This window comes from Runella sp. (assembly GCF_027484545.1).
GTDB lineage: Bacteria > Bacteroidota > Bacteroidia > Cytophagales > Spirosomataceae > Runella.
Window position 1 is genome coordinate 1 of sequence record NZ_JAIXST010000070.1, and the last position, 19,084, is coordinate 19,084.

At 43.9% G+C, this 19,084-nt stretch carries 20 protein-coding genes; 7 read left to right on the forward strand and 13 right to left on the reverse strand.

The window, feature by feature from the left end; all coding sequences use genetic code 11:
- Window positions 1–239: 239 nt before the first annotated feature.
- The 7 genes from Q0081_RS06390 to Q0081_RS06420 form a co-directional block, all read right to left on the reverse strand.
- Window positions 240–443: a hypothetical protein gene (locus Q0081_RS06390; RefSeq protein ID WP_298350455.1), complete on the reverse strand. Its 204-nt coding sequence runs from the start codon at window positions 441–443 to the stop codon at window positions 240–242.
- 170 nt (window positions 444–613) lie between these two features.
- Complete coding sequence (locus tag Q0081_RS06395; protein ID WP_298350457.1) at window positions 614–3,838, reverse strand: VPS10 domain-containing protein; 3,225 nt, start codon at window positions 3,836–3,838, stop codon at window positions 614–616.
- Window positions 3,839–3,969: 131 nt separating this feature from the next.
- On the reverse strand, window positions 3,970–5,040 hold the full coding sequence (locus tag Q0081_RS06400) for a LysM peptidoglycan-binding domain-containing protein (protein ID WP_298350459.1): 1,071 nt from the start codon (window positions 5,038–5,040) through the stop codon (window positions 3,970–3,972).
- The gene (locus Q0081_RS06405) at window positions 5,037–5,837 is read right to left on the reverse strand and encodes a DUF4905 domain-containing protein (RefSeq protein ID WP_298350461.1); all 801 of its coding nucleotides are present in this window, start codon (window positions 5,835–5,837) and stop codon (window positions 5,037–5,039) included. Before Q0081_RS06405 ends, Q0081_RS06400 begins: the two co-directional genes overlap by 4 nt.
- A 74-nt stretch (window positions 5,838–5,911) precedes the next feature.
- Window positions 5,912–7,069 carry an MFS transporter gene (locus Q0081_RS06410; protein WP_298350463.1) on the reverse strand — a complete coding sequence of 386 codons (1,158 nt, stop codon included), beginning with the start codon at window positions 7,067–7,069 and terminating at the stop codon, window positions 5,912–5,914.
- A 2-nt stretch (window positions 7,070–7,071) separates the two neighbouring features.
- Window positions 7,072–7,461: a VOC family protein gene (locus tag Q0081_RS06415; protein WP_298350464.1), complete on the reverse strand. Its 390-nt coding sequence runs from the start codon at window positions 7,459–7,461 to the stop codon at window positions 7,072–7,074.
- Between the two features lie 9 nt (window positions 7,462–7,470).
- The gene (locus Q0081_RS06420) at window positions 7,471–8,148 is read right to left on the reverse strand and encodes an HAD family phosphatase (RefSeq protein ID WP_298350466.1); all 678 of its coding nucleotides are present in this window, start codon (window positions 8,146–8,148) and stop codon (window positions 7,471–7,473) included.
- A 267-nt stretch (window positions 8,149–8,415) separates the two neighbouring features.
- Between Q0081_RS06420 and Q0081_RS06425 the strand changes: the two genes are divergently transcribed.
- The 5 genes from Q0081_RS06425 to Q0081_RS06445 all read left to right on the forward strand — a co-directional run bounded on the left by Q0081_RS06425 (window position 8,416) and on the right by Q0081_RS06445 (window position 11,251).
- The gene (locus tag Q0081_RS06425) at window positions 8,416–8,757 is read left to right on the forward strand and encodes a hypothetical protein (RefSeq protein WP_298350468.1); all 342 of its coding nucleotides are present in this window, start codon (window positions 8,416–8,418) and stop codon (window positions 8,755–8,757) included.
- Window positions 8,758–8,803: 46 nt separating this feature from the next.
- The gene (locus Q0081_RS06430) at window positions 8,804–9,289 is read left to right on the forward strand and encodes a hypothetical protein (protein WP_298350469.1); all 486 of its coding nucleotides are present in this window, start codon (window positions 8,804–8,806) and stop codon (window positions 9,287–9,289) included.
- A 123-nt stretch (window positions 9,290–9,412) separates the two neighbouring features.
- Window positions 9,413–9,568, forward strand: coding sequence for a hypothetical protein (locus tag Q0081_RS06435; protein WP_298350471.1), 156 nt, complete (start codon window positions 9,413–9,415; stop codon window positions 9,566–9,568).
- Window positions 9,569–9,761: 193 nt separating this feature from the next.
- Window positions 9,762–10,868 carry an Mrp/NBP35 family ATP-binding protein gene (locus Q0081_RS06440; protein ID WP_298350473.1) on the forward strand — a complete coding sequence of 369 codons (1,107 nt, stop codon included), beginning with the start codon at window positions 9,762–9,764 and terminating at the stop codon, window positions 10,866–10,868.
- A gap of 119 nt (window positions 10,869–10,987) precedes the next feature.
- On the forward strand, window positions 10,988–11,251 hold the full coding sequence (locus Q0081_RS06445) for a NifU family protein (RefSeq protein ID WP_298350475.1): 264 nt from the start codon (window positions 10,988–10,990) through the stop codon (window positions 11,249–11,251).
- 101 nt (window positions 11,252–11,352) lie between these two features.
- On the opposite strand, the gene Q0081_RS06450 is transcribed toward Q0081_RS06445, so the two are convergent.
- From Q0081_RS06450 to Q0081_RS06475, 6 genes are all read right to left on the reverse strand, one after another.
- The gene (locus Q0081_RS06450; RefSeq protein ID WP_298350477.1) at window positions 11,353–12,432 is read right to left on the reverse strand and encodes an MBL fold metallo-hydrolase; all 1,080 of its coding nucleotides are present in this window, start codon (window positions 12,430–12,432) and stop codon (window positions 11,353–11,355) included.
- Between the two features lie 44 nt (window positions 12,433–12,476).
- Entirely contained in the window at window positions 12,477–13,013 is a 537-nt protein-coding gene (locus Q0081_RS06455; RefSeq protein ID WP_298350479.1) for a TetR/AcrR family transcriptional regulator, read from the reverse strand.
- A gap of 100 nt (window positions 13,014–13,113) precedes the next feature.
- Window positions 13,114–13,638, reverse strand: a complete 525-nt coding sequence (locus Q0081_RS06460; protein WP_298350481.1) for a PolC-type DNA polymerase III — start codon at window positions 13,636–13,638, stop codon at window positions 13,114–13,116.
- Between the two features lie 17 nt (window positions 13,639–13,655).
- On the reverse strand, window positions 13,656–14,426 hold the full coding sequence (locus tag Q0081_RS06465) for a hypothetical protein (protein WP_298350482.1): 771 nt from the start codon (window positions 14,424–14,426) through the stop codon (window positions 13,656–13,658).
- 103 nt (window positions 14,427–14,529) lie between these two features.
- The gene (locus tag Q0081_RS06470) at window positions 14,530–15,366 is read right to left on the reverse strand and encodes a hypothetical protein (protein WP_298350484.1); all 837 of its coding nucleotides are present in this window, start codon (window positions 15,364–15,366) and stop codon (window positions 14,530–14,532) included.
- A gap of 85 nt (window positions 15,367–15,451) precedes the next feature.
- Window positions 15,452–17,242: a TonB-dependent receptor gene (locus Q0081_RS06475; RefSeq protein ID WP_298350486.1), complete on the reverse strand. Its 1,791-nt coding sequence runs from the start codon at window positions 17,240–17,242 to the stop codon at window positions 15,452–15,454.
- A gap of 496 nt (window positions 17,243–17,738) precedes the next feature.
- Between Q0081_RS06475 and Q0081_RS06480 the strand changes: the two genes are divergently transcribed.
- Entirely contained in the window at window positions 17,739–18,542 is an 804-nt protein-coding gene (locus tag Q0081_RS06480; RefSeq protein ID WP_298350488.1) for an RNA polymerase sigma factor, read from the forward strand.
- Between the two features lie 67 nt (window positions 18,543–18,609).
- The gene (locus tag Q0081_RS06485; RefSeq protein WP_298350490.1) at window positions 18,610–19,080 is read left to right on the forward strand and encodes a hypothetical protein; all 471 of its coding nucleotides are present in this window, start codon (window positions 18,610–18,612) and stop codon (window positions 19,078–19,080) included.
- The last annotated feature ends 4 nt before the right edge of the window (window positions 19,081–19,084 follow it).

The window sequence follows — 19,084 nt, forward strand, 5'->3', positions numbered from 1 at the left end:
CGATAGGACGTGATAACAGCTTCCGTCCCGGCGAGGGTCGTCCAACTCAAAGAAAAATTCAGCTACATTCATTTCCCAAAGGTCGGGCTAACTTACCACTTCATGCAATTGCCCTATAAAACTGCTTGGTTGGAAGCATAAAAAGAGGTTGGCTTGGCACTCACCGTGTTGCAAACACTTTGCTTATTTTGGGGTCGTAGTTGCAAACTACGACCAACTGGGGCAAAACAACGGTGTACTTAGGCATTTTTCAGCTTACGCTTATTTAGATAGTCGTCAAACGAAACCCTCGAGCCTTTGTCTTCCTGCTTTGTTTTGTCGTAGAGTCGTATGTCTTCCAACTCCTCTAAGTCGGCCATCATTTTTTCATAGCTTGTAATCGGTAAGATAACCGCTATTTTCTTTCTGCTGTTGTCAGTGATAAATTGAGTTTTGGAAGTCATTGCCTTGATTTTGTTTTAACAAAGCTACCAGAATGGAGGCAAATTCAAAAACAAAAAACGGTGTCAATCTTATAAAAGACTGACACCGTTGAAAGAAAAGAGTGTAAAAGCATTTTTTAGCGACGCCGTCGGATTGGGCATCCGCCTCAAAGCGATGGCGTCGCTGGTAATTAGTTCACATTCACGGCCTTGATGTCGGCTTGGCGAACGGCTTCGTTGAAGGCGGGTACATCTTTGGCAATGGCCGTTTTGAGGCGGTCGAGTTGCTTGTCAATCTTGCCCGCGAGATCATTATATACGTCGTAACTTTGCTTGGTCGGTTTGGTATCTGCCGAAGAAACAGTGCTGCTTACACCGGCTAACTTGTCGTTAAGTTGAATAGCAAAATTCAAAGCGTCCTGTCCGGCTTTTGACTTGGGTTGCATGAGCGTACTTTCAACTTCGTCTAAGGTTTTCATTAATTCTTTGGTCTGCTCTTTGAGTTTCTTAGCCAAATTTTCGTCCTTAACGGCTTTCAAATAAGCGTTGACATCGTTGCGCACTTTGCGAATTTGGTTGATGCCCTTGTGCGTGTCAGAAAGTTTTTTGTTGATTTTCATCGAAAGCTCAAACTGTTCCTGTAAGTCAGCCAACGGTACTTTCACGCGAGGATCTTGTAAGATATCAAACTCTTGTTCTTTGATGAGCGTTTTTCCCATAACCATCTGTACCTTGTACTTACCCGGCACAACCTTGGGGCCAATGGTACTGCCGCTCCACATCACGTTGGTTCCATCTACTTCGGTGGCGTTGGGGTAACGCATATTCCACAAAAACACGTTCATGCCTGCTTTGGCCTGTAACACGTTGGGCACGCGGGTTTTGGGGTTAGCATAAAAATCCTTCGGGTCTTTTACATCCTCGCCTTTGAGGTCTTTCTTGCTCGAATAACTAACGATGGTGTCGCCTGTGGCCGTAAAATAAATCAGCTTTACTTCGTCTTTGGGAGCTTCTTTGAAGTAATAACGCGTCAAGACGCCGTTGGGGGTATTTTCACCATCGCTCAAAGACTCGTCAATCACAAAACGACCACCGCCTTGGAAACGATAGCTGTGGCGAGGCTTATACAAGTGCGCTTGTGCATCGGCGGCTACCTGCTTGTCCATGATTTCATGGAGAGGCGTTACATCGTCCATGATCCAGAAAGCACGTCCGTGGGTCGAAACCACTAAGTCTTTTTCACGTTTGTGAATCACTAAGTCATGAATGGGCGTGAGGGGGAGATTGAGTTGAAGTTTTTCCCAATTTCCGCCATCATTGAAAGATACATACATCCCGCGTTCAGTACCTGCGTACAGGAGGCCGCGCTTGTTAGGGTCTTCGCGTACGACGCGTGTCCATTCGTCGGCAGGAATACCGTTTGTAATGGAAGTCCATGTCTTGCCGTAGTCGGTGGTTTTGAAGATATACGGTTTAAAGTCATTGAGTTTGTAGCGGGTAGCGGTCAGGTACGCCTTTCCTTTGTCAAACTGCGAAGGCTCGATGATGCTGATAAGCGCAAAATCACCCAATTGAGTTTTGGGCAGGGTGACGTTATTCCAGCTTTTGCCTGCGTCGGGGCTTACGTGTACGTAGCCATCGTCGGAGCCTACCCAATACACGCCTTTTTCAACGGGAGATTCGTCAAAGGCAAAAATCGTTGCGTAGGTTTCGGCACCTGTTTGGTCGAGGCTGATCGGTCCTCCTGTTTCGCCCATGGTGGCGGGATCGTGGCGGGTCAAATCAGGGCTGATGGTTTGCCACGACTGCCCGTAGTTAGTGGTTTTATGAACGTACTGAGACGTACAAAACAGCAATTTAGGGTCATGTGGGCTAAACAAAATCGGGTACGTCCACTGAAAGCGGTAAGTGCGGTCTTTGCTTGGTGCTCCCATAAAATACTCAGGATACACGTTAATGACCTGCTCTTGGTTGGTACGCTTGTCTTGCCGGGTGATGAGGCCGTCGTAGCTGCCTCCAAAAGTTACTTTGGGGTCGAGAGGATCGGATACAATGTAGCCCGATTCTCCGCCGGCTACTTGGTACCAATCGCGGATACCAATGGTAGCATCGTCGGAGCGGCTGGCAATGCGCTTGGCGGAGTTGTCCTGCTGTCCTCCGTAGAGGTTATAGGGAAAGTCGTTGTCTACCGATACGTGATAAAACTGTGAAGTAGGGATGTCTAATTCCGTAAAAGTTTCGCCGTCATTGAAGGTGACTTCGGCACCGCCGTCGTCAGCGATAATGTAGTTATCCGGATTGTTGGGGTTAATCCATACATCGTGAGTGTCACCATGGTGAACGTTGATGCGTTGGAAAGTTTTGCCGCCATCTTTGGTTTTAAAGGCATTTACGTTCAAAATTACCAACTGATTTTCGTCTTTAGGGCTCACGGCCAAATTCATGTAGTACCACGGACGTTGTTTGAGATTCGGGTTGTCGGTAATGTGAGCCCATGTTTCGCCACCGTTGGTAGAGGTATATAAGCCTCCCTTTTCTTTATTTTCTACCATTGCCCAAAGGCGGTTGCCATTGGTAGGAGCGACAGCAATGCCAATTTTACCCAACAGCCCTTTGGGCATTCCCGGGTTCTGAGAAATGAGTTGCCAACTGTCGCCGCCATCGGTGGACTTGTACAGACCCGATCCAGGGCCACCGCTGCTCATCATGTGGTGGTTACGAAACGATTGCCATAGAGCTGCATAAAGGATGTTGGAATTAGTGGGGTCAAATACTACATCCACGGCTCCCGTGCTGTCGTTTTTAGCGAGCACCTGCTGCCACGTTTTTCCACCGTCTTTGGAGCGATACACGCCCCGTTCTTTATTGGGACCCCAGTGATTGCCAAGGGCGGCTACAAAGAGTACTTCGGGGTTTTGGGGATGCACGGCAATATGTGCAATGGAAATGGTTTCTTTAAGACCAATGTGTTTCCATGATTTGCCCGCATCGGTGGACTTGTAGATTCCGTCACCATAAGTGATGTTGCCACGGATGTCGGTTTCTCCCATGCCCACATAGACCACGTTGGGGTCGGAACTGGCCACGGTAATTGCCCCAACTGAACTTGATTTGAAGGTGCTATCGGAAATGGGGAACCAATCATTGCCTCCGTTGACGCTTTTCCAAACGCCCCCGCCTGTGGCACCGAAGTAGTAGACCAAGGGTTGACCTGCTACGCCTGTAGCAGCCAATGAGCGCCCACCCACGGAGGGGCCGATGTTGCGGTAGCGAAGGGCATTGAATAGTTTAGAATCAACGGTTTTGGCTGAGGGAGGTGCCGATGCTGAAACTTCTTTTGCTTTTTTCTTTTGGGCAAAGCCTACGGTTATCAAAGCAAATGAAAAGAGTAAAGCCGATAAAAGTGTTTTTTTCATACATTCATTAGGTTAGGAGAGAAGATTATGTTTGAGCAAAAATAAAAAAAATGACCTGAGAAAACCTATTTTCTCAGGTCAAAACGACACAATTACTTTTTATGTAGATGAAGATTAATTCTTCTGAATGATTATTGTGACAAATAGCTGATTTCAGCAATAAACTGACGACCGCCTGGAGATAATTTTTCCTGAGCTCGTGCCGAGAGTTTGATGATGATTCGATTATTGGCGCTGATGTCTGGTAGCTTACCAATCACTTTTACCCAAATACTTTGGCTATTGTTTACATTTTTGACTTGAATCAAAGAACCAACGGGAGCCGTACGGTGAAGGGCAAGGAATTTGTTATTAATATCCGTTCCGTCCAATACTTCAGCAACTCCCGTTTCTAAAATTCGTTTACCAGTATTGGCAATTTTGGGCTCTGGTAAATCGGCATTTGTTAAATCTTCGGCATGAGGTGGAGGGGGCATTTTCTCGGGGTTTGCTTTTCGGACTTCCGTCAATTTAGCAGAGTCAAGTTTGTTCTTTTTTAAATAGTCCTGATAGGTATGCTCAGAGACAATCAGTTCCTGCCCTGAGCGTAGTTGGTCGGAAGTGAGGCCGTTCCATCGGCGAATATCAGCCATCAATACTCCGTGTTTGACAGCAATACCGTAGAGTGATTGTCCGCCTTCTACGCGATGAATCCCCATTTTGGCCAGAACGGTACTTGGTTTTGCTTCGACCTTATCCGTTTCTGGGTCTTTCGCAGGAGGATTTTCAACCTCTTTTTTCTCCTCAACCTTTACATTTTCGACTTTTTCTTCTTCTACTTTGACAGGGGGATTCGCCTTGGGTTGAATCTCATAATCAAGCACCAATTTGGTGTTATCTGGCTTTTTTTCAGGTTCTTTAGCGGCTACGTTCGCAGGTGCTTTGGCAGGTACGGCACGACTTTCGGTAAGCACACGTACCGTTTGTCCTACCGATAAATTGTCTTTCATGCCGGGGTTGGCATCTTTAAGCGCTTTAATGGTAGTCTTGTATTTGCGCATTACGGCGTACAGTGTCTGTCCCGCCTCTACGCGGTGAAGTACGTAGGTTTTACCGTTCTTACTTTCAGTACCCGTAGAATCAACAACAAAAGGAGTAGCAAATGCGGAGGTTCCCCACAAAATCGCTGCTATTACGAGGCAAAATCCGGCTCGCGTTATCATGGTCTTGGTAATTTTATTACGACTAATTCGTCCAATTTTTTTAAATAAATAATATGGTGTTCACTATAAAAACATTCATCAAAGACAGCACTATCCTTGTCCGAATCAATTGGTTCGTTCAATAGTACTGTCTTCGTTGAATTTACTACCAAGATAGAGCGGGATAAAGTAATAGCGTTAGCGGGGTAAAGATAATTAAAAAACAATAGATGTCCAGCGATTTCGCCATAATTTATCGCTTTTTGAGGAATTTTATTCGTTATTTTTTGGATAAATTGCCTTATTACCGAATAATATGGACTTGACTCTTCGTGACTTATGGGGAATTTCCAAAAAGTAGATTCCTGAATCGGCTGTAAAAAAGAAGCCCCCGCAGGATTTCCGTTGGCTATTGACCAATGTTCTAAAATAAGAGGCTGTTCGGGATTAGCTCGGGATGTTTGAATCGTTAGTCCGTCAGTCCCCTCAAACTTACATCCTGCCAACGTCCAACTCATGTTACCCGACAATGCATCGACGACTAAAAGTTGTTTGGGGGCGGGCTGCTCACTACCTGTATACGCATGTAATAATAGTTTCCCTGCGTAAAAACCAATTAGTCCGGTCCACCAATCTGTTTCGATAAATGCGTGTTGCCAACTAATTTCACCCGTTTCGACATGAAGAGCGCACCATTCTACGTTGGTTTTGTCGCGCAGTTCGAGAACTACAATATTCTGAGTGGCCGATGTAGGAAGGACATCGTACAAAACACGCCAAATGGGAAGGGTAAAACGAATATTGTGGGAATCTAACAAGTGCCAATTTGATAATTAATTGGTCAAAAGTAGGGAAAGACGGCAGTTATATCAAACCCATTGGCTTTAGATTTTCAGTACAAATGCGCCCGATTCGATAAGAAAGCCCAAATCAGCGCTAAAACTGCGACCAATCCAATGGCAAAAGAGAGGCTGTAAGCATTGGAAATGAGGCCAATCAACGCTGGTCCTGCCAAAAATCCTGCCAGACTGAACGTATTCATCGTCGCCAATCCTGCTCCTTTGGCCATACCCGGAACTCGCGCCGCGCTCCCGTATAAGATGGGCGCTCCGCACGAAACACCTGCGCCAACTAAACCAAAACCTAAAATGGCGGTAGTGGTATGTGGAATCAATACAGCTAATAAAATACCGAACGCGGCTAATATTCCTCCCGTAACCAATACTTTTCGACTGCCGTATTGGGGTATGAGGGCATCGCCGACAAAACGCCCCGAAGCCATAAAAAAGGCATAGCAGGCAAAGCCCCAACCGATGAAAAAATCGTTGGATTTGACAACGTCACGCATGTAAACAGCCGTCCAATCGGACATGGTGCCTTCGGTGATGTTGGTACAAAGTGAAATGGCAATCATACCCATTAAAACTCGATTGGGCCACGCAAATTTTGCCCCTCCTTCGCTTTGACGTTTCTCTTCGTGAATCCCCATGATGATGGGACGCACCAATAAAACCAATGCTACAATGGTGACTGAAACCGCAGCTACATGGATAGCCGGAGGAACTTTAAAACCCATTAAAATACTGGCTAACGCCGAGCCTAACATGCCTCCTCCGCTGAACATTCCGTGGGAAGTAGACATGATGAAAATGCCATCCTGCCGCTCAATGCTCGTCACGCAGGTATTCATGGCTACGTTGGTGAAGGCGATTCCGATTCCCATTAGTCCCAATGCCGCCGAAGTCATCCATAAATAGGGTACATTGACAGGCAAAGAATAGGCGAGTGCCATCGCGATTAATCCCCAGATAGCGGTAGCCCGCATTCCGAAACGATTGATAATGACGGTAGAAAAAGGATTGGTAAGCGTAGAGGCAAGCGGTAAACTGAGCAATAACAATCCTAATTGGGCATCGTCTAAATTAAATTTCTGTTTTACGTAGGGAATCCACGTTACCCAGTTTCCAAACAAAAAACCGACCGAAGCAAAAATGGCTCCTATGGCCAAGCTCCGGCTGTGGGTAAAATATGTTTTTAAGTGTGTTGTCATTATTAAATGGTTAACTCAATTCGATTCTGCTCTGGGTCAAATACAACACTTTCGTAGTAGCCGTCGCCCGTCCAACGAGGTTCGCCTACTACTTCATATCCATCGGTACGAAGGCGTTCCGTCAATTGATTGACATTAACTTCGCTTCCTACTGAAACGGCAAAATGAATCAAGCCTGTAAACTGCTCATAAATGTCATTTTGATGGTCAGGGATTCCAACCATTTGCATCAATTCCAGTCGAGGGCCTTCTTTAAAAGTTAAAAAATAAGACTCAAATTGTTTTTTGGTATTTACGTACTTCTCATTGGCTTTGGCTCCAAAATAAGTTTCGTAAAATCCCCTCATTTGTTCCAAATTGCGGCACCAAAGAGCAATATGTTCAATGTACATAATTCAGTATTAATGAGTTATGATGGGTTGATTGAGTAAATTTTCTATAAACTCATAGTTCATTTCAAGGTAATCGTTGATGTAAGCACTGCACGGCGGCAGCTCATCGGCAATATGCGACGTAGTAACTCCGACTACTTTCATACCTGCGGCCAATCCAGCTTTTACTCCTGAGACCGAATCTTCAAAAACTACGCATTGGGAGGGCGCAACGCCTAATCGTTCTGCACTTTTGAGATAGACTTCAGGATTGGGTTTGTGTTGCGTTACGTCCTGCTCCGACAACATTGATTCCATCGCCTCTCCCAAAACAGGTATCTGTTCTACCATCATGACTAAATTTTCAACGGGGGCGGAAGTGGCGATACCCGTTTTTACTCCGTTTTGTTTTAAATCTGCTAAAAAAGCCAAAAGTCCTGGGATGGGCTGTGCAATGGAGGCATACAATTCTCGAAACAAAGCTTCTTTTTCAAACTGCAATTGAGCAAGTTCGTCAGTAATAACGTCTCTTTTGAAAAAGTAACTCAGAATATAGCTATTGTGCTTCCCATACATGTGATTCTGGAGTTCTTCTTCGGTGGGAATAATGGCGTAGCGATCCAGGAATTTTCGCCAAGCGATGTTATGAGTGGGATTGGTATCGGCAATGACGCCATCCATATCAAAAATTACGGCAAAGTCAGACATAATAAAATGGAAAATGCTAAATAATTCCAAAAGTTTTCGCAATCAGAATCATGGGATTGTTTGTGACCGCAAAATTACTGCCTATTTCCTTTTGAATGCTACGACTTTGTTTGCCATTTATGACACTTTATTGTTTTTTTGACGATATGGAACATTTATGGGCAAATAGAGCGCTGATTTTTATTTTTTGGACGCGTTTCTTAAAGCTTATACTTTTCCGGTTTAATACTTTACCTTTGAATTTCTAAACCTTTATCCAACAAAAAGATGAAAATAGCAACTATTGTCCTCAACGTTATTCTGCTTTTAGCACTAATCCCGGTAATTTTAGCGGCGATAATGTCTCCTATGATTTTTGATGCCGGTGAAAATCAAAATTTATGGCGTATTTTTTGGACAATGATTGCCTTGCCCGTTGTGATTGTCGGATGCCAAATTATTTCCTGGGTTGCCTTTTACCGTCAAAATTATAGTTTTGCTTTTAAAGTAAGCCTGTTGCCTGTTATCCATGTATTACTGCTGGCGTTTTTGGTGTTTGTAATTGGTTTTGAGTCACCCGATGTAAAAGCGGAATCCTCCCCCCAATCACCGAAAAATAATTCCCTTTAAAAAATAGATACACCTTTACTATGTTCACTCTTAACGAACCTGTAAGGTGGAGACAGTTCTAAAATCACTTCATATCTTGGTTGCATTGATACTGCCCAAGATTTCCCTCTGTCAAAATCATCCTTCTGACACTACCTTAAAAAAAATAGAATGGCACGAATTAATCGGGAAAGAGCCTTCTGACAAAACTCATCACCTTGATAAAGGGCACCTTGAAACAGAATTGGAAATCTATCCTTTTACTATTGTAGTCCCCACAGACCCTGTCGTTAAAAATGAAGCGATGTTTGATTATCACCGATATTTGAAAAAAGACAGACTGCTAAATGCCCGGTTTTTTGCAGATGCCAATACGCACTGGGGAAGCGGAAGCAGAAATATGAAAGACCTCATCATGTATACGGAGGTTATTTATGGATTAAAAAATTTCCAGCTGGGTGCCGAAGTGGGTTCGGTGACAGGCGAAGAATACATCAGTATCGGCCCCCAATATACAGCCTACGATAATAAATATATAAGCGTATTTCGTTGATTAGTAGGGTTTTGACTGATTTAGTATTGGGTTATGAATTTACTGCCAAAGAATTCAGATTCATCAAAGGTTCCTTATTTTCATCCACCGGAATTAGTCGGGTCGTATTCCCTATAAAGACAAATGGTATTTCAAGTTTCGGGGTGGATTTCATTTGAAAAATGGCAGGGGGTGTATATTGGGGTAGAATACGAATACAACAATGCAAATTCGTATAATAATATTGAGTTTGAAACGCCGAATGATTTGTTTTTAGGTATAAAATTTGAATTGAAATAAGCTAATGCCGTTCGGTTAGTAAGCAGTCAGAAAATGTGGTTGGTAGCAATACCGACCTTTTTATTTTCGAAAGGAGCCGGTCTTTTCAATGGACAAATGGCATTTTAGCAAACTTTCCTTCTAATTTTGGGGTTCTAATTAAACTAAATATAAAAAATAGTACAAGTTACTGTTATAACGATTTACCTTTCCCATGGGCGACTTAACCATAAACAAAGAAAAGATTCTCCAAGCACTCAGTACAGTTCAGGAACCAGATTTGAAGAAAGATCTCGTTACTCTCGGAATGATACGGGATGTAGAAACGGGGCTTGATTCAGTGAGTTTTACGGTCGTTTTGACCACTCCTGCCTGCCCCCTCAAAGAACTTATTCGCAAGGATTGTACCAATGCCATTCATACATTTTTCGGTACTCATATTCGGGTAAATATTAACCTGACTTCTGATGTAACCACCAGTCGTACAGGTGGTCCCGTAGTACCTCAGGTGAAAAATATCATTGCGGTAGCTTCGGGAAAAGGGGGAGTAGGGAAGTCAACCGTTACGGCCAATTTGGCCATGGCGTTGTATCGTTCGGGAGCAAAAGTAGGAATCTTAGATGCGGATATTTACGGCCCTTCCATGCCGGTGATGTTTGGAGCGGAGGATATGCAACCACGCATTGTTTCGCGAGATGGAAAAAATATGATGGTTCCGGTTCAGCAGTGGGGCATTAAATTGATTTCGATGGGATTTTTGGTACCTGCCGACAGCGCCACAGTTTGGCGCGGACCGATGGCAAGTACGGCTTTGCGTCAGTTGATCGGTGATGTAGAATGGGGCGAATTAGATTATTTGCTGATTGATTTGCCGCCCGGTACCAGCGATATTCACCTCACTCTTGTGCAGGCACTGCCTGTAACGGGAGCGGTGATTGTAACTACACCTCAAAAAGTAGCTTTGGCTGATGCTATCAAAGGGTTAGCTATGTTTCGGCAACCGCAAATTAATGTTCCGGTATTGGGAATTGTGGAAAATATGTCGTATTTTACTCCTGCCGAATTGCCTAATAACAAGTATTATTTGTTTGGAAAAGACGGTGGACAGCAATTGGCCGACAAGTTTGACGTTCCCGTATTAGGACACATTCCCTTGGTACAGGGTATTCGTGAAGGAGGAGATGAAGGTCGCCCGGCATATTTGAGCGACGATCTCATTACCAAGGAAGCTTTTCAGGAAGCTGCCGAAAATCTGGCACAACAGGTAGCAATTCGTAATGCAACTTTGGCCAAGACCAAACAAGTGGAGATTAGAGTGTAGTGGTTAGTCCACGGACGATAGTCAATAGTCAATGTTATTAATAATTGTGGACTGTAAACTGCCAACTATTAACTGTAAACTTATAAATTAGCAACTTAGCGTATTATTTCATCTATAAAATGGAAAGCTTCATCGAAGAATCACTTAAAACACGCGTTGATAAGGCTCTCAACGGTATCCGTCCGTATTTGGAAGCCGACGGTGGCAATGTGATGGTCAAAGAGATAACGGATGATATGACAGTAATACTCGAACTTTTGGGGTCTTGCAGTTCATGCCCTATGTCGTCGATGACTTTTAAGGCAGGGTTGGAAGAAGCTATTTTGAAATCTGTTCCTGAAATCAAAAAAGTCGAAGCCCTGAACCTTACTCCGGCATTTTAAAGAACTTTGTCAAAGATTTAGACTATAAAACCTATAAGGTTTGCAAGACTGGATAGCAGGTCTAAACCTTATGGGTTTCTTTGACAAAGTTTTATCTTTTTCTATTTCCACCATTCTTTTACTGGAACAGTGCCCCCGACTTCAACTTTTTCTCCAATCATCGGGGTTGTAATAGCTTGATTCAATTCTTTTGATTTCTTCACGATTCGCTCAATGGGTTCAGTCCAAGGGTGTAAACCTAACGTAAATTTAGCCCAATGCACCGGCAGCAGGAGTTTAGCTTTCAGTTCAACTGCCACTTGAGCGGTTTCTTCGGGCATCATGTGAATGTACTTCCAAAATTCATTGTACTGTCCGCATTCCAAAATGGCTAAATCAAACGGGCCGTATTTTTCGCCAATTTCTTTAAAATGAGTATCGTAGCCTGAATCACCTCCTATATAAACGCTATGGTGAGGTGTTTTTAGAACAAACGATGACCAAATGGTTTGCCCTCTCTTGAAACCTCTTCCCGAAAAGTGACGGGCGGGAGCTGCCGTAAATTCTAAACTGTCTACGGAGGTTTTTTCCGACCAATCCAATTCGGCAATTTGATTCTCCGTATATCCCCAATGTACTAAATGAGAACCTACTCCTAACGAAGTAATTACTTTTTTGACTTTCGGTTGCAGTTTTTTGACCGTTTCATAATCCAAGTGGTCGTAGTGGTCGTGGGTAATGATAAGTACGTCTAACTCAGGAAAATCTTCTACGGAATAGATATTGCTTCCCGGATAATTGGCCCCGAAGAAAGTTACGGGCGAAGCATGTCCGCTGAAAACAGGATCCACCAATATATTTTTTCCTTCAATGCGCATAAAGTAAGAAGAATGCCCAAACCAAACCACCACAGGTTTGTCAGACTGAATGTTTTTCAAATCAGTTTTTACAGAGGGAAGAGGCTTACTCGGTTCTTTGTTTTCGACCCGAGAAGTATATGCCATTAAGATTTTCCAATAGGTGACCCCTTCGGCCAAATCGGGCGTAAAGTGCTGATTTCGAAAAGCTACCTCTTTGTAGTTGGGCGATTTTTGGGTGCGTTCAAGACGTGCGCCTTCGGGGTTCTGTCCAAAAGGAGGGGTTTGCATAAAGACATAAATGCCCAAAGCAAGGACGGCAATGGTAATAAGAAGGTACAGCATTGTTTTTCTAAATTTGCGGAACATGGGTTGATTTGTTAAATGGCTTATCGGTATTTTGACTTTATAAAGGCAAGTATCGTTTGGATGAATTCGTCAGAAGGTTGCCGCATCAATTGGCTGCTCAATCCGTCCAGTAACATGATTAAGAATAAAACTTCTTTTTCCGGTTCGGGATAACCTAATTTTTGGAACGCATTCGTGATGAGTTGTGTCAGTTCAAGCTGATGTGTACTTGCTTGGTAGGGCTGATTTTTATATTTTTTCTGCCATTTTAATGAAAACTGTAACATCCAAAACTCTCTCTCTTCACTGAACAGCTTGGCAGGTAACTCAATTGTAGCGTGAACTTGGGCTAATGGGTCGGTTAATTCAACAATTCTGCTGACATGCGTACTCATGCGCTCATCGCTGAGTGCCAAAATCGCATCCATGAGGCCGTCTTTGTTGGTGAAATGGCGAAAAATCAGCCCTTCCGATACGCCTGCTTCTTTAGCGATTTGGCTCGTTGGGGTGGTGTCAAAGCCGTATTTGGCAAAGAGCCGTAAGGCAGTTTCTAAGATCAGTTCCTGTTTCTCGGTCATATAAAAAGTGAGCAATCACTCACATAACTGAACGGCCAAAAATAAAGTTCACCTTTTTGGTAAAGTGTAGAGTGAAAATGGGAGAGTGTAAAGAAAATTTTTATCGAACCCAGTCTTTCAAAATTCCTTTGTGGTCGTTTTCAAGAAGAAGTTCAAACAGACGAACCGTAGCGGCGGCATCGCCCATGGCGCGGTGGTGATTGGTATGTTGGATTTGCAGATCACGACAAATATTTCCGAGACTGTAGGACTTATAACCTGGAAAAATCTTGCGACTCAGGCGTACGGTGCAAAGCGTATCGCGGTCGAAATATTCGTCGAGGCGACCAAACTCCCGTTTTACAAAACCGTAGTCGAAGGTGACATTATGAGCCACAAAGGCGGCATTGTGGGTCATTCGGTAGACCTCGCGAGAGATTTCTTCAAAGGTAGGGGCGTCTTTGACCATCTTATTGTCAATGCCCGTTAATTGAGTAATAAATCCCGGTATCCAACACTGCGGATTGATAAGGGTTTGGTAGGAATCAATGACCTTTTGCCCGTCGTGACGGACGATGGCGATTTCGGTAATTCGGCTGGTAGCGTAGGTGCCGCCGGTGGTTTCAATATCAACAATAGCAAACATAAGTGCAAATTTACCACTTATCCTTTAAATATAATTACTAACAGAACAATGAACGTCATCAATAACGTCCGCCAATACCGCCTTGATTCCCGTTTTCGTTCGTCTCGGGTCATTTCTTGGAATGGTTTCATATTTTTATCTATTCCTCTTCCCAGAAAGTAAAACCCACCCGCAAGTACACCCGTACTCAGTAACAAAACCATTATACCCAAAAAGGCCATTTCAGAACAGATCAGAGAACAACCCAACACCGTTCCAAAATAGGCCAATACAATCCCTAACAGAAATAAGCCAACGTATCCTAATCGCATCCATGCTTTGTTGGCAGAGTTTTCTGCGTTACGTTTAAGGTATTTCTGAGGCATTTTTTCGCGAAGCGAGATTTTCTTGCCATTCGATGACGATTCATAGACCGTCGTCATTCTGCCGTATAGATTGGTCGTTGCTTCAGGATATTCTATAACGTGTCCAACAATGCTTCCTGCTAAGGTAGAAGTCATTAAATTGATGATAAACAGGCCAAAAAAGACTCGTTTCTGAAATTGAAAGCGAGCATGAGAAATCATATCCTCCACACAAACTTGGGCATACCGACTCAGGGTTCGACGGAGCAGTATCATTCCTGTTATCAAACCGGTTAAGGCCAAAGATGAAAAGCCAGTTAACAAAGCACTTCCAACCATTATGCCAATAAGGATGTTGGCAATCTCCACTAAAACAATCAAAGGAATGGCTTGTCGCGGATGGCGAGCAGCCCAGGCAGAGAGAAATTGGGTGGCGGATTGCATGGCAGAGAAGAAGGTTTAGAGAGTAAAAAAAGAGCCCCGTAACTTTAAAAGTAACAGGGCTCCCGCAAATTGCAATACTATTTTACTAAACGGCGTTTGAGGCTTATTCAAACACCCAGCCCACATACACCACACGGCCAATAGAGGCGGCACCATAGACCTGTACTGCGTTGGCATTCACTAAGTTTGTGCCTCCCAAACGCAGACTGCTTTTGGGTAATCGATAGCTTACCTGTCCGTCCACTACACCGAAGGCATTGATATAGCCTTCATCAATGGGCATAAAGTAGGTATAGACGCTGTTGTGACGATAATTAAGGGCGTAACTTAGGTTTTTAATGGGTTCGCCGTTTACTCCAACATTAAACTTATGAGTAGGAGTATTGAAACCTAAAATTAGGCCCGGAACGTCAGCCTCGTTGATGTGTGACCACGTATAATTGGCGTTTAGATTCAGTTTTTTACTCTGAAAATACTCGACACTTGCTACGAAGCCCTGCGTTTGTACCTGTCGGTCGGCATTGGCCCACGTTTGTATCAAGCGCCCACGGGTGCGGTCGGTAGTGGGTTTGTCAAAATCGCCCGTAGCGGCAGGGAGCGGTACGCCCGTTGGAGCAATGCCGTCTTCGCGGCCGTAGAAACGGAGTGTTCCGATGAAATTGTTGTAGAGTGAACGGTAATAACTCAAGTCCACGTACAATCCTTTGATTAACTGACCTTTGTAACCAATTTCCCACGTATTCATTTGCTCGGGAGCGATTTTCTTAAGGGTAATGGGTTTTAAAAAATCTGGATTCGCCTGTCCGTTTGGCAAAGCGGAAACGGCGTTGAATCCTTGGTAGCCATTTTCCACATTTCCCTTCACCAAGAGCGTACCAAAATCAAGGTAAATAAACTGATCCAACTGCGCAGGTTGACGGAAAGCCTGTGCGTAATTCAAACGAAAATTATGTTGACGATTATCACCCAAGGTTAGCACGGCCGAGACGCGGGGAGAAAAACGGCTGCTAAAATTACGGAATCGGTCAAACCGTCCTGCTGCTGCGAGTTTGAGGCGGTTTTACCATACCCCACACTTGACCATACGCACCGCCATCCCAATTTATGATGCGATCGCGGCGTTGTATGTCGTTGGTATTGGGTGAGATAGGAGAGTTGGGGCCGTCGGAAAACAGCGTTCCTGCCGATTGCAGAAGATGCGTTCGGTAAGATGCTCCGGCAATGATATTTAGTTTTTCAATATTCCATTCTCGCTGTCCGCTCACGTCCCAAAAACGAGCTGTGTTGGCAAAAGCCGCACCGCGTACCGTCTTGGTACCGTTGACATCAATCAGCCCGACGCCGTTCACAATCTGCTCACGAAGTTGATTGAACAGCGGGCTGCCAATGGGCAATTGGCCGCCGGTCGCCAACTGCGTAGCCAATGCCTGTGCTGCCTCAATGCTTTGATTGCCCGCAATCGCCTGTGGCAAGGTATACGACGTTGGCGCACCACCGTTCCCGTTGGCTGCATACGCATTGGGCAATGCCGTTCCTGCGGCTAAGCCATTGGTACGAGCCGCCGTAAATGCTTGATTCCAAACGCTGTAGTAGTTTTGGGCAAAGGTTGGGTAACGCGTCCCGTTGGTCTGCGTTCCGACGGCCATGGGTGCATTCAGCAAACCGCTCGCGAGCGAACTTAAATCGTAGGCTTTTCCGCCGTAGTCAAAAACCGTGTAAGCTCGCAAAAACCATTTGTCGGTTTTGAGCTCGAACCGATGCACATCGTACTTCATGCCGTGTTGCGCATAGCGACTGGTACTTTGAAAAATTCCGTTGCTTACCGCCAATTTATATTCATAAACAGCTCTTAGTTTGGTAGTTACCTGCCAATGAAGCGACGGGTTGATGCGATAATTTCCTGCTTTATAGTTGCCATTGTTAAACAATTTGAATGGATTGCCGGACGATTCGGGCCAATTGGCTATTTCGGCCTCGGTATATCCTTGGGTATAAATGCGGTAACTTTGGTTGTTGTTGAGTGCCGTAAGGGCAGGAGCCGTAACGGCACTTCCCAAGTCACCGTAGCGATTCACGGCATTCCAACCGGCGGGATTTCCTTCGGCGTTGTTGAGGGGGTCGGAGCCTGCCAAACCGCCCGAAGTGACGCGTTTGATGGCGGAATTATTGGAGGACAAAAACTCGTCGGCTTCAAAATAATTGGCGTTGAATTTGACGGAAAAACGATTCCCGAGCACTTTCGCATACCGGATTTGCCCATCTATCATGGACCGATTTCCACCGCGTAAGGAGGCTGAAAGTCCCTGATACTTAAAGGGATCTTTGGAATGCATTAATAACACCCCGTTGAAGGCGTTGGAACCGTATAAAGCGGAATTTGCCCCAAAAACCAAATCCACACTTTCTAAATCCAGTTCCGAAGTGCCCACCCAGTTGCCGTAATACAACGAAGCCGTGGGAGAGGTAACGTCGACGTAATCGGCCAATTGCACCACACGCTCGGCTTTGGAACTGTTGAAGCCTCGCGTACTGAAACTGGTAATCAGCCAGCTCGACTGACTTACATCTACACCTTTTAGCCGCGACAGCGACGAGATAAATTCGGAAGAAGGTTGGCGTTGTAATTGTGCCCTCGTTACTCGCTCTACCGTGACGGGCGTTTCCATGAGCGGTTCAGCTGTACGTGATGCCGAAACAATAACTTCCTTCAAATAAAGCGTGTCTAACTCTAAGGTTTTTTTTCGAGTGGGGACTTGAGCGAGTGAAAATTCAGTGACTGTTAAAATAAGTAAAATGTGGCTAAAAATTCGTTTCATTTTCTTCTTTGGAGTGGGTTGCACGCTGCAAACATAGGTATAAACTACTACTCCGGGCAAACTTTTCGCCATCTTAGCCTGACTTTTACTCAGTAAATGACATAGAAATCGAAGCTGATTTTATGGCCTGGTTCGAAAAATGATTTCACTTGAACTAACTCAGAACCCTCCCGTTGATAAAGCAGAACTTAAGCCCGAAGTTTGGATAGTTGGCATCAATTTTTTAGCTTTGATTTAGGTTGCCAAAAGCAATATGGGTTAAGTTGAACGGTCTCTTTTGCAATTATTTCTAAAATGTATTCCAACTAATAAGGATGTATTGGTTCTATAATGGCAATTTGAATTGTCGGTTAGAACTGAAAGAAAGGAGAGCTAAAATGGTTTATTGCAACAGTATATTAGAGTAAAATTGACATTATACCGTAAAAGAATTCCTCTTTGACAAGGTTGGTAATTTAGCTTTGGTCATGGCAGACAAAACACATTATAATAAAAAATGACATTGGAACAACTGGCTAACGAATTTGAACAGGCGAGAGGGCAATTGAAGTCCTATATTTTGCGAATAACGGCCAGTGTAGCTGACACAGAGGATATTGTGCAGGATACCTTTATAAAGGCTACCGAAAAATTTGATACCTTCAGAGGAGAATCAAGCTTGAAAACCTGGCTGTTTACCATTGCTTCCAATCTTGCCAAAGACAATCTAAGAGTCCGAAAACGATGGGTCGAAAATGTAACGGACATTTGCAGAGAAGAGGTTCTGTCTAATCGCCAGTTCTTTCAGGAAGCAATCGATATCCGTACTACTTCGCCTCAAGGCGATTTTGAAATTAAAGAGCACATCGCTTTTTGCTTTACCTGCATTGCAAAATCACTTCCGTTAGAGCAGCAAATTTGTATCTTACTCAAAGAAATCTATGAGTTTAAGGTAGGTGAAATTGCCTTAATTCTCACCATCACTGAGGCAATTGTAAAATATTATCTGCATACCGGCAGATCAAAAATGATTCACATTTTTGAAGGTAGATGCGCCCTGATAAATAAAGAGGGTGTTTGTCATCAATGTACCGAATTGAACGGGATATTCAATCCCAAACAAAATACGCAGGAAGAGCTTGTTAAAATTGAAATGGCAAGAGTAGCTGAAAATGCTGATAAGGACTATTTATTTGATTTAAGAATGCAGATACTTCGGGGAATTGACCCCTTTGAATCCAATGCCGCTGAATTGCAACTGCATCATTTAGAGCATAATAGACAAGTAATGGAAAAATATTTGAAAAAAAAAGGTGATTAGCCTATCGTTTTGTTTTGCTCATTCGTCAAAAGAGAAAACAAAACATTCAATTGCAATTCTTACCTGTATGATAACCTCAGAACAAAACGGCAAAGCCATCACAATCAAGAAAACGTTCAGTCGCGAAACCTCGGTCAGTATTGAAATCCACGCTGACCCAACGATTATTTGGATGCTGTTAACCAATGCAGCTGATTATCCCCGTTGGAATTCTACGATTATTTCCATAGAAGGGACAATTACTTTAGGCGGGAAAATCAAGCTCAAATCTACCCTTGACCCTAAAAGGGTATTTAAGTTGAAAGTAAAAGAAGCAGAACCTGACAAAAAACTGGTTTGGGGCGATGGACAGGGAAATCGTGTTTATACTATCACTAAAAATAGAGAAAATGCCCACATTTTTTCTATGACCGAAAAAATCGGCAGTCCGCTTTTCCCTCTGTATGCCAAGTACATCCCATCGTTTGATTCCTCTTTTCAACAATTTGCCCTCGATTTAAAAAAGGAAGCCGAAACTATTCAAAATTCTAAAAACTGAAAAC